This window comes from Chromobacterium piscinae, assembly GCF_021129175.1.
GTDB classification, from domain to species: domain Bacteria; phylum Pseudomonadota; class Gammaproteobacteria; order Burkholderiales; family Chromobacteriaceae; genus Chromobacterium; species Chromobacterium piscinae.
The window spans coordinates 1-10,605 of the sequence record NZ_JAJOHV010000074.1 but is presented as its reverse complement, the minus strand read 5'-3'; the positions used below and the strand labels follow the sequence as shown (position 1 = coordinate 10,605).

Genomic DNA, 10,605 nt, shown 5'->3' with positions numbered 1-10,605 from the left:
GCCGGCACTTCCATGGTGGCCTTGTCGGTTTCCAGGGTGATCAGGGAGTCGTCCACGGACACGGTCTGGCCCGGGGCGATGAATACTTCGATGATGTCTACGTTGCTGTGACCGCCGATGTCGGGCACTTTCAGTTCGATCAGATTGCTCATGAGCTTTCCATTCGTAGGGCGGAAGCCCCTGTCGGGGCATTCCGCCGGATATCCGCTACAGATTCGCTTGCCGTGCAAAGGCGGAAGGCCCCGGCCAAAGCCGGGGCTTCCGCCCTGCGATTACACCTTCCAGCTCGGCAGCTTGTCAGTCTTGATGCCGTACTTGGTAATGGCCTCGGCCACCTTGGCGCCGTCGATCTTGCCGTCGCGGGCCAGAGCGGACAGAGCCGCCAGCGCCACGTGGTAGCGATCCACCTCGAAGAAGGAGCGCAGGTTGGCGCGGCTGTCCGAGCGGCCGAAACCGTCGGTGCCCAGCACGACGTAGCGGCCCGGCACATAGGCGCGGATCTGGTCGGCGTAGTTGCGGATGTAGTCGGTCGCGGCGATCACCGGGCCGTTGCGGCCGGCCAGCTGCTGCTCGACGTAGGAGGAACGGGCCTCGGCGGTCGGGTTCAGCAAGTTGTGGCGCTCGGCTTCCATGCCGTCGCGGCGCAGCTGGTTGAAGGAGGTCACGCTCCAGATATCGGCGCCGATGCCGAAGTCAGCCTTCAGCAGGTCGGCCGCGGCCATCACTTCGCGCAGGATGGTGCCGGAGCCCATCAGTTGCACCTTGACCTTGGCGTCGCCGCCGTCCTGCAGCAGGTACATGCCCTTCAGGATGCCCTCTTCCGCGCCTGCCGGCATCGCCGGGTGAACGTAGTTTTCGTTCATCAGAGTCAGGTAGTAGAAGACGTCTTCCTGCTCGGCGTACATACGGCGCATGCCGTCTTGCACGATCACGGCCAGCTCGTAGGCGAAGGTCGGGTCGTAGCTGATGCAGTTCGGGATCAGGCCAGCCTGGATATGGCTGTGGCCGTCTTCGTGCTGCAGGCCTTCGCCGTTCAGCGTGGTGCGGCCGGCAGTGCCACCCAAGAGGAAGCCGCGGGCGCGCATGTCGCCGGCAGCCCAAGCCAGGTCGCCGATGCGCTGGAAGCCGAACATCGAGTAGTAGATGTAGAACGGAATCATCGGCTGGCTGCTGTTGGCGTAGCTGGTCGCCGCGGCGATCCAGTCGGCCATCGCGCCCGGCTCGTTGATGCCTTCCTGCAGGATCTGGCCGTCCTTGGATTCCTTGTAGAACATCAGCTGGTCATGGTCCTGCGGCACGTAGTTCTGACCCTGGGTGGACCAGATGCCGTATTGGCGGAACATGCCTTCCATGCCGAAAGTGCGGGACTCGTCCGGCACGATGGGTACCACGCGCTTGCCGACGTTCTTGTCCTTCATGATGGTGCCCAGCATGCGGACGAAGGCCATCGTGGTGGAGAACTCGCGGTCGCCCGACGCTTGCAGCTGCGCGTCGAAGGCGGACAGTTCCGGCACCGCCAGCGGGTGGTTGACCGGATTGCGGGCCGGCAGATAGCCGCCCAGCGCCGCGCGGCGTTCGCGCATGTACTTCATTTCCGGGCTGTCTTCGGCCGGCAGGTAGTACGGCACGTTCGGCAGGTCGGCGTCGGACACCGGGATGCCGAAGCGGTCGCGGAAGTTGCGCAGGCTGTCCAGGTCCATCTTCTTGGCCTGGTGCGCGATGTTCTTGGCTTCGCCGGACGCGCCCATGCCGTAACCCTTGATGGTCTTGGCCAGGATCACGGTCGGACGGCCGTTGGCGTTGTGGGTGGCCTCGTGGTAGGCCGCGTACACCTTGTGCGGGTCATGGCCGCCGCGGTTGAGATTCCAGATCTCCTCGTCGGACATGTTGGCCACCATTTCGCGCAGCTCCGGATACTTGCCGAAGAAGTGCTCGCGAACATAGCCGCCGTCCTTGGACTTGAAGGTCTGGTAGTCGCCGTCCACGCACTCGTCCATGCGCTTCTTCAGCAGGCCCTTGGTGTCCATGGCCAGCAGCGGATCCCAGCGGGAGCCCCAGATGACTTTCAGCACGTTCCAGCCGGAACCGCGGAAGTCGCCTTCCAGTTCCTGGATGATCTTGCCGTTGCCGCGCACCGGACCGTCCAGGCGCTGCAGGTTGCAGTTGATCACGAACACCAGGTTGTCCAGGCCTTCGCGGGCGGCCATGGCGATCGCGCCCAGCGATTCCGGCTCGTCCATCTCGCCGTCGCCGCAGAAGCACCACACCTTGCGGCCCATGGTCTTGGCCAGGCCGCGGCTTTCCAGGTACTTCAGGAAGCGGGCTTGGTAGATGGCCATCAGCGGGCCCAGGCCCATCGATACGGTCGGGAACTGCCAGAAGTCCTTCATCAGCCACGGGTGCGGATAGGAGGACAGGCCTTGGCCGTCCACTTCCTGGCGGAAGTTGTCCATCTGGTCGGCCGACAGGCGGCCTTCCATGAAGGCGCGGGAATACACGCCCGGGGCGATGTGGCCCTGGAAGTAGATCAGGTCGCCGTCCTGGTTTTCATTCTGGGCGCGCCAGAAATGGTTGAAACCGACGTCGTACAAGGTTGCGGAGGACTGGAAGGACGCGATGTGGCCGCCCAGCTCCAGATCCTTCTTGCCGGCGCGCAGCACCATGGCGGCGGCGTTCCAGCGGTTGATCGAGCGGATGCGGTGCTCCATCTCGTGATTGCCCGGCGACTTGGCTTCCTTGCCGACGGGGATGGTGTTCTGGTAAGCGGTAGTGGCGTCGAACGGCAGGTGGGCACCGCGGCGGCGCGTGCGCTCGACCATGGTCTCCAGCAGGAAGTGGGCGCGTTCCGCGCCTTCGTTGTCCAGCACCGATTCCAGCGCTTCAGTCCACTCCTGGGTTTCCAACGGATCGATATCGTCAGGGAAAGTTGCAGCCATCTCTGGTCCTCACAGCGGGTGACATCGGGGACCGAGTCTCGAAACCGGCCGGTCCCGCGTTTTATGCTATTGGCTCAGAAGCGAGCCAATTATTTGATTTGCGATTATAAACGAACAGATTCGCAAATAAAAATGTTCATTTGCGAATGGGTGTAAAGCAACCCCGCCAGTGTACGACTGGATGGATTCGTAAAGGAATAGCCGTCGACGGCTAAGACAGCTGGAAGTCGCGAAAAAAACAGATGCTGCGCCGCATCATGTTGTTTTTTTGCGATAAGCCGCGCGATCCTGAAACAATTGTTTCAATTCCGCGCAGCCTTGCGCTCCTCCTTGGCCAGCTTCTCCACCTCGCGCAGGCGGGCTTCCAGCATGGATCGCAGGTAGAAGTCGTCTCCCTTGGCCTTGCCGGCCAACTGGTACTGCTCCAGCGCCGCGCCGTAGCGTTGTTCGTAATAGAACGCATTGCCCAAGGCGGCGTGGTAGCGCAGCGGGTCTTTGTCGGCGTACAGCTTGGCCTCGCGCCGGTACAGCGCCGGATCGTCGCGCCGGTTGTCCAGCAACTGGCGCAGCTGCGCCTGGGCGGCCTTTCGGTCGCCGCCGTCCAGCGCGGCATCCAGCTGGGCCAGTTGCAGCGACTCGCTGCGCGGGAAGGCCGACAAGCCCTCCCTGGCCGCGCGGGCGGCGGCGGCCCAATCGCGGCCGTCGCGGGCGATCTCCACCTCCAGCCCGTACAGCATGGGGTTGTCCGGCAGCTTGGCGCGAGCCTTGGCCAAGGCCTCGCTGGCGCCCTTGCGGTCATGCTGCAGCAACTTGGCGCGCGCCAGGCCATACCAATTTGCGCCTTCGCTGAGGAACAAGCCGCGCTGCAGCGCGCTGTCGTAATGGGAAACCGCCTCTTCCGGCGACAGGGTGAGGACTCGCAGCTTCTCGCGCACCAGCAGGTAGTCGACGCTGTCGGCGCGCATCCGCACCGGGTAGTCCAACGCGCGGTTCTGCGCCTCGCTGATCCGCTCCAGCGTCACCGGGTGGGTGCGCAAAAAGGCGTAGGCGGTGTTGTCGCTGTAGCGGCTGGCCTGCTCCAGCCGCTGGAAGAAGGACGCCATGTAGCGCACGTCGAAGCCGGCGGCGCCCATATATTGCATGCCGACGCGGTCGGCCTCCCGCTCGAAATCGCGCGAGAACGCCAGCTGCCGGGAAATGGACAGGCCCATGCCGGCCGACACCGCGCCCATCGCGCCCTCGCCGCTGCCGGCCTTGGCCGCCAGCGCGGCGGCGACGATGGTGCCCAGCAGCAGCAAGGGGCTGGTGGCGCTATTGGCCGCCTGCATCCGCGCGATGTGGCGCTGGGCGACGTGGGCGGTTTCGTGGCCGAGCACGGCGGCCAGCTCGCCTTCGCTCTGGGAGGCCAGCATCAGGCCGATATTGATGCCGACATAGCCGCCGGGCATGGCGAAGGCGTTGATGCCGGGATCGGCGACGCAAAAATAGGTGAAGTGGACGCCCGGCACCGCGGCCGCCGCGGCCAGACGGCCGCCGATGCCGTTCAGGTAGACATTGACCTCGGGGTCGTCCACCACGTCGCCGGCTTCGCGCATCGCGCGCAGCGCGTCGCGGCCGATGCGCGCCTCGTCGGACAATGACAGCGAGGCGTCGGATATCTCGCCCAGATCGGGCAGATCGGCGCGGACGGTCAGCGGCTGGGCCAGCGTGGAGGCCAGCAGCGCGCACAGCAGACTCTTCTTCGCGAAGCTCATGGCAGCCGCGAACGGATCAAGCCGGCATCGGCGAAGCCGCGCGCGATGTTGAACAATTGCACCAATTCGCCATGACGAAAGGGTTCATCCAGGCTTGCCGCGCGGGGCGGCTTCTGCAACGCGAACAGCAGGCGGCTTTTCATCATAGGGCTTATGATAGCCGCGAACGATGCGAAATGGCATGCGCGCAATTGTGCGCAATGTTAAACAATTGTAGCGCGCTGCCATGATGAACGGATTCCGCTAGACTCGACCGCATTCCCCTACCGGTGCTCCGCCATGCCCACCCTGCCCTCCGCCCCGCTCCGCCTCACCGCTCCGGATGGCCGCGCCGCCTTCGGCGTTTACCAGGGCATCGTGCCCGAACTGAGCTGGCGGGCGCTGGCGCTGACGCCATTGCAGCGCCTGTCGCGCAAGCTGCACCACAAGCGCTGGCAATACGCGGCCCTCGCCCACGACGATTTCCTGGTCGCCGCCGCAGTGGTGGACGTGGGCTGGAACGGCACCGCCTTCGCCTATCTGTTCGATCGCAAGCAAGGAAAAGTAGTGGCCGCCGCCAGCGCCAACGGCCTGCCCGGCATCGGCGTGGGCCTGGCCGACCGCGCCTTCGGCGACGCCTGCTTCCGTCTCCCCGGCAAGCGCTTCGCCTTCGAGCGCACCGGCGACGTTCTGCGGCTGAGCGTGGCCAGCCGCGAACTGAGCTTGGACGCGGAGATCGATCTCTCCGCGATGCCGCCGGTGCTGGCTGTGGTGGCGCCGGCCAATTATCTGGCCCACAGCACCCACAAGAGCGGCGGCCTGCCCGCGCGCGGCGAGGCGCGCTGCGCGGCCGGACGCTACGATCTGTCCGCCGCCACCGCCTCGCTCGACTACTCCAATGGCCTGCTGGCCCGCGAAACGCGCTGGCGCTGGGCCAGCGCCCACGGCGCCGGCATCGGCTTCAATCTGCAGCAGGGCTATATGGGCCGCGAGGAGAACGCGGTGTGGCTGGACGGCCGGCTGTGGCGCGTCGGCGCGGCGACATTCGACTACCAGGCGGAAAACCCGCTGGCACCATGGCGCATCCGCAGCGACGACGGCATGGTGGATCTGACTTTCACGCCGGAAGGCGCGCGGCGGGAGGACAAGAACCTGATCGTCGCCGCCAGCCGCTACGTGCAGCCGGTGGGCCGCTTCGACGGCGAACTGATCGATCCCGACAGCGGAGCGCGCCACGCGGTGCGCGCGCTGGCCGGCGTCACCGAGGACCATGTCTCGCGCTGGTAAAGCCGCGCTGCTCACCAAAGACTTTGAACAGGCTATTAAGATGCTGCTGTTGAAATTGCTGCTGGTGCCGGCGCTGATCTGGCTGATCAGCGCCGCCGCCAGAAAATGGGGGCCGGGCGTGGCCGGCGCGCTGGCCGGTTTCCCGGTGATCACCGGATCGATCCTGCTGATCCTGACGCTGGAGCAAGGGCCGGACTTCGCCCGCCAGGCGGCGCTGGCTTCGGCGCTGGGGGCCGCCGCCAACGTGGTGTTCGGCATCGCCTACAGCTGGGCCGCCCTGCGCTGGCGCTGGCCGCTGTGCCTGCCGCTGGGCGTGGCCGGCTACGCGCTCGCCGTCGTCGCCAGCCAGTTGGCGGCGCTGCCGCCGTGGCATGCCGCGATGCTGGGCCTGGCCTTCCTGCCCTTGGCCGGCTTTTTGTTTCCCGCTCCGCCCGCCACGGCGAGCGCCCTTCCCCGCGAAGCTGGCATGGCGCCGCGGATGGCGGCCGGCGCGGTGCTGGTGCTGATCATCACCAGCCTGTCGCAAAAACTGGGGCCATCGCTCAGCGGCCTGCTGGCGGTGTTTCCGGTGCTGGCCAGCGTGCTGGGCGTCTTCACCCACGCCAGCGCCGGCCCCGCCGCCGCCATCCGCCTGCTGCGCGGCATGGTGCGCGGCTTCTACGCCTTCATCGCCTTCTGCCTGGCGCTGGCCGGCGCGCTGGACGCGCTGCGGCCGGCCTCCGCCTTCCTGCTGGCGCTGAGTCTGGCGGTGCTGGTGCAGCTGGCCGTGATGTGGCTGGGCCGGCATCGCCATTGAGCATCAAATGAAAAACGCCCCATGCGGGGCGTTGGAATACGGAAGCGGATCGCGTTCAGCGCGCGCCCACCGGCCACACGGTGCGGCCGTATTGCTCGTTCAGCACGGTGGCCATCGCCAGATAGATGGCGCTGGCGCCGCAGACGATGCCCTCGAAGCCGGCGATCATGCCGATCACCGCGTTGCCGGTGAAATCGCGCGCCGCCAGCAGGAAGAACAGCACGGTCAGCGAGGCGAACACGAACTGCTTGACCCGCGGGTAATTGACGGTGCCCACCAGCATGAACAGCGTGAACACGCCCCACATCAGCAGGTACCAGCCCATATAGCCTTCCGGCGTCGGGTCGGCCAGGCCGGTCTTGGGCAGCACGATCAGCAGCACCAGGCTCAGCCAGAACAAGCCGTAGGACAGGAAGGCGGTGACGCCGAAAGTGTTGCCGCGGCGGAACTCCATGATGCCGGCGATGATCTGCGCCAGGCCGCCGTAGCACAGGCCCATCGCCAGGATCATCGCGCTGATCGGATAAAAGCCGGCGTTGTGGATATTGAGAAGAATGGTGGTCATGCCGAAGCCCATCAGGCCCAGCGGGGCCGGGTTGGCCAGTTTTTCGTTCACGAAACGCTCCAGAATAAGCAAGCAGTAATTAAGAGCCTGTTCACGATCTTTTTTCGGCAGCGACTGTTTTCTGTCGGATGCAGGGCGCGAAAAACGGCCCGCCGCAGTGTCATTCACTGCCAGGGGCGTTTGACAAAGCCATGCGCCGGCAGAAAACAGTCCCGGAGGGCAGCCCAAGCAGAAGATCATCTGCCGCGTTGTCGGATTGAGCCTTGGAATGACCAAGGCTTGCACCCTCCGCCTTGCATCTGGTCTTCTGCTTGGGTTGCGCTGCTCGAAAAAAGATCGTGAACAGGCTCTAAAGGAGGCGCGATTCTAGGCAAGCCGGTCCACCACGGCAAGGAGATTCGTCAAACTCTGTATAATTAGCATAAGGACCGATTTCGCTTGCAATCCTGCTCCAGCGCCCCCATCTATACAGACCGATTCAGCCGCGAATTTCTGTCCTGATTCCGCCGACTGGTGGTAGCATGCCGCCCGGAATAGAGCAAAACCTCCAGAGCGCATTCACCTGTGCGCCCGCCGGACGCACAGGTGAATCCGTCCCGATATCCGCATAGGAAACCGCACCCATGGACCGACTGAATACCCTGCTCGAGCACAACCGCGCCTTCGTGGAAAACCGCGAATACGAGCAATACAAGACCGACAAGTTTCCCGGCAAGGGCCTGGCCATCCTCGCCTGCATGGATGCCCGCATGGTGGAGCTGCTGCCCAAGGCGATGGGCCTGAAGAACGGCGACGCCAAACTGATCAAAAACGCCGGCGCGCTGATCACCCACCCCTGGGGCTCGGTGATGCGCAGCCTGATCATGGCGGTGTACGAACTGCGCGCCGACGAGATCTGCGTGGTCGCCCACCGCGATTGCGGCATGCGCGCGGTCGATCCGCAGCGCGTGCTGAACCACGCGATGGAGCGCGGCGTATCAGAAGACACCATCGCCACCCTGCGCGCGGCCGGCATCGACCTGGACGGCTGGCTGAAGGGCTTCGACAACGTGTCCGACAGCGTGCGCCACACCGTGCAGACGATCCGCAACCATCCCTTGATGCCCAAGGACGTTCCAGTGCACGGCATGGTGATCCACCCGTCCACCGGCCGGCTGGAAATGGTGATCAACGGCTACGGCGACGAGGAAGCGCCGGCCGAATGAACGCCCGCGTCGGCGTGTTCGGCGGCACCTTCGATCCCGTCCACCACGCCCACCTGCGCATGGCGCGCGCCTTCGCCGACGAACTGGCGCTCGACGAAGTCAGGCTGATCCCCGCCGGCCAACCCTACCATAGGCAGGAAGGGCCGCGCGCCAGCGCGGCGCAACGCCTGGACATGGTGAAGCTGGCCATCGCCGCCGACGCCAGGTTGACGGTGGACGAGCGCGAGATCCGCCGCCATCGTCCCGCCTACACCGTGGACACGCTGCGCGAACTGCGCGCCGAGCTGGGCGCAGCCGCCGAACTATGGTTTCTGGTCGGCGGCGACTCGCTGGCGGCGCTGTCCTCCTGGAAAGATTGGCGCGAGCTGTTCCGCCTCGCCAACCTCGCCGTCGCGATGCGGCCCGGCTTCGATCCGGCCGCCCTCCCCCCCGAAGTCCGCCAAGAGTGGCAGGCCCGCCAAGTATCTGATTTTTCAAATCGAACGGCTTCCGGTACAATCCGCCCCCTGGCCCTCCCGCCGCTCGATCTGTCCGCCACCCGCCTGAGGGCCCAGCTGGCCGCCGACGAGCCGGTGGAAGGTCTGATCGATCCCGCCGTGCTGGCTTACATCCGCCAGCAGCGGCTATACCGGTAGGGCACCGCCCTACCCGCTCTTTTTGGTACCTCTTGCCGGCGCCTGTGCCTGCTATGTACCGGCACAGGAAAAGGAATCATGGAAATTCAAGAAATCAGCAAACTGGCCGTCGAGGCTCTGGAAGACGTCAAGGGCAAGGACATCATCGAACTGGATACCAGCGAACTCACCTCGCTGTTCCAACGCATGATCGTCGCCACCGGCGACTCCAATCGCCAGGTGAAGGCGCTGGCCAACAGCGTGCAGGTGAAACTGAAGGAAGCCGGCGTGGACATCGTCGGCAGCGAAGGCCACGAAAGCGGCGAATGGGTGCTGGTGGACGCCGGCGACGTGGTGGTGCACGTGATGCTGCCCGCCGTGCGCGACTACTACGACATCGAGGCGCTGTGGGGCGGCCAGAAGCCGAGCTTCGCGCTGGGCGCCGCCAAGCCGTGGTCGGCGGTATAAGCTGACCGAACAAGGGCGGGTTCTTCCCGCCCTTTCGTTTTTCTCCCTCCGCACAAGCCCTTCCCGATGAAAATCACCATACTCGCCGTCGGCACCAAGATGCCGCGCTGGGTCGACGAGGCCTATACCGATTACGCCAAGCGCTTCGGCCGCGACATCTCGCTGGAACTGAAAGAGATCAAGCCGGAGAAGCGCGGCGGCGGCGTCACCGCCGAAAAGGGCATAGCCGCCGAGCACGAGCGGCTGATCGCCGCCATCCCGCCGCGCGCGCGGCTGGTGGTGATGGACGAGCGCGGCAAGAACTGGACCTCGGTCAAGCTGGCCGAGGGCCTGAAGGAGTGGATGGCCGGCGGCGACGACGTGGTCTTCGTCATCGGCGGCGCCGACGGCCTGTCTCAAGAGCTGAAGCAGCGCGCCGACGTGCTGCTGCAGCTGTCGGCGATGACCTTGCCGCACGGCATGGTGCGGGTGATGCTGGCCGAGCAGATCTACCGCGCCTACTCCATCCTCAATAATCACCCCTACCACCGCGAATAAAACGGCCCGGCCGACATCAGTCGGCAGGACCGTCAAGCTAACGCTCCCGCTTAATGCCAGCTGGACGCGGCCAGCGCCGCCGGCGCGGACTGGCTATCCGGCTGCGCCGTCATCTGGCCGGCCGCAGGCGGATTGAACGCCGCCATCGCGTTGACTAGCGCTTGCGAAGCAGATGCGCCAGCGGATTGGCTGAGCCACTCCCGGCTCCAGCTGCCACCGTCGGCGAACACCACTTGGCTCAGCTTCATGTCGTCCATCTTCTGCGGGTCGAACCAGCCTTGTACCCGGATGCTGTCCTGGCCGTTCGCGTGCTGCAACAGCAAGTCGTTGCCGCTTTGCGACGCCGTCAAATCACTTTGCGCGATGCCCGCGCCGAAGCGCAGCGTGCTCTCATGCATGCTGCCGTACTGCGGGCTGTAGCTCTGGATCAGGTCCTTGCCGTCGCCCAGATTGAACACGAAGGT

Annotated in this window: 12 protein-coding genes; 6 read left to right on the top strand and 6 right to left on the bottom strand. The window is 65.3% G+C overall.

The window, feature by feature from the left end:
- The 4 genes from LQR33_RS18205 to LQR33_RS18190 all read right to left on the bottom strand — a co-directional run.
- On the bottom strand, positions 1–152 hold a 152-nt coding region (locus LQR33_RS18205), incomplete at its 3' end, for a biotin/lipoyl-containing protein (protein WP_231470025.1).
- Positions 153–272: 120 nt separating this feature from the next.
- Complete coding sequence (gene aceE / locus LQR33_RS18200; RefSeq protein WP_231470024.1) at positions 273–2,936, bottom strand: pyruvate dehydrogenase (acetyl-transferring), homodimeric type; 2,664 nt, start codon at positions 2,934–2,936, stop codon at positions 273–275.
- A gap of 302 nt (positions 2,937–3,238) precedes the next feature.
- A complete protein-coding gene (locus LQR33_RS18195; protein ID WP_166439481.1) occupies positions 3,239–4,690 on the bottom strand; it encodes a beta-barrel assembly-enhancing protease in 1,452 nt (483 codons plus the stop codon).
- The gene (locus LQR33_RS18190; RefSeq protein WP_221665167.1) at positions 4,687–4,833 is read right to left on the bottom strand and encodes a hypothetical protein; all 147 of its coding nucleotides are present in this window, start codon (positions 4,831–4,833) and stop codon (positions 4,687–4,689) included. Before LQR33_RS18190 ends, LQR33_RS18195 begins: the two co-directional genes overlap by 4 nt.
- A 136-nt stretch (positions 4,834–4,969) precedes the next feature.
- Between LQR33_RS18190 and LQR33_RS18185 the strand changes: the two genes are divergently transcribed.
- Both LQR33_RS18185 and LQR33_RS18180 read left to right on the top strand, forming a co-directional pair.
- Positions 4,970–5,956, top strand: a complete 987-nt coding sequence (locus LQR33_RS18185) for a DUF2804 domain-containing protein (RefSeq protein WP_231470022.1) — start codon at positions 4,970–4,972, stop codon at positions 5,954–5,956.
- Positions 5,957–5,996: 40 nt separating this feature from the next.
- Entirely contained in the window at positions 5,997–6,752 is a 756-nt protein-coding gene (locus tag LQR33_RS18180) for a hypothetical protein (protein WP_231470021.1), read from the top strand.
- A 55-nt stretch (positions 6,753–6,807) separates the two neighbouring features.
- Here LQR33_RS18180 and LQR33_RS18175 read toward each other — a convergent pair whose 3' ends face one another.
- Entirely contained in the window at positions 6,808–7,368 is a 561-nt protein-coding gene (locus LQR33_RS18175; RefSeq protein ID WP_221666223.1) for an acetate uptake transporter, read from the bottom strand.
- Positions 7,369–7,940: 572 nt separating this feature from the next.
- On the opposite strand from LQR33_RS18175, the gene LQR33_RS18170 reads away from it, so the two are divergent.
- From LQR33_RS18170 to rlmH, 4 genes are all read left to right on the top strand, one after another.
- Positions 7,941–8,522 carry a beta-class carbonic anhydrase gene (locus LQR33_RS18170; RefSeq protein WP_021475656.1) on the top strand — a complete coding sequence of 194 codons (582 nt, stop codon included), beginning with the start codon at positions 7,941–7,943 and terminating at the stop codon, positions 8,520–8,522.
- Positions 8,519–9,157: a nicotinate-nucleotide adenylyltransferase gene (gene nadD, locus LQR33_RS18165; RefSeq protein WP_231176682.1), complete on the top strand. Its 639-nt coding sequence runs from the start codon at positions 8,519–8,521 to the stop codon at positions 9,155–9,157. Before LQR33_RS18170 ends, nadD begins: the two co-directional genes overlap by 4 nt.
- A 78-nt stretch (positions 9,158–9,235) precedes the next feature.
- Positions 9,236–9,604 (top strand): ribosome silencing factor, encoded by a 369-nt coding sequence (rsfS, locus tag LQR33_RS18160; protein WP_021475654.1) that lies wholly within the window; start codon positions 9,236–9,238, stop codon positions 9,602–9,604.
- 66 nt (positions 9,605–9,670) lie between these two features.
- Positions 9,671–10,141: a 23S rRNA (pseudouridine(1915)-N(3))-methyltransferase RlmH gene (gene rlmH / locus LQR33_RS18155; RefSeq protein WP_046159028.1), complete on the top strand. Its 471-nt coding sequence runs from the start codon at positions 9,671–9,673 to the stop codon at positions 10,139–10,141.
- Between the two features lie 50 nt (positions 10,142–10,191).
- Here rlmH and LQR33_RS18150 read toward each other — a convergent pair.
- Positions 10,192–10,605: calcium-binding protein (locus tag LQR33_RS18150; protein WP_331282870.1), on the bottom strand; the 414-nt coding region annotated here is incomplete at its 5' end.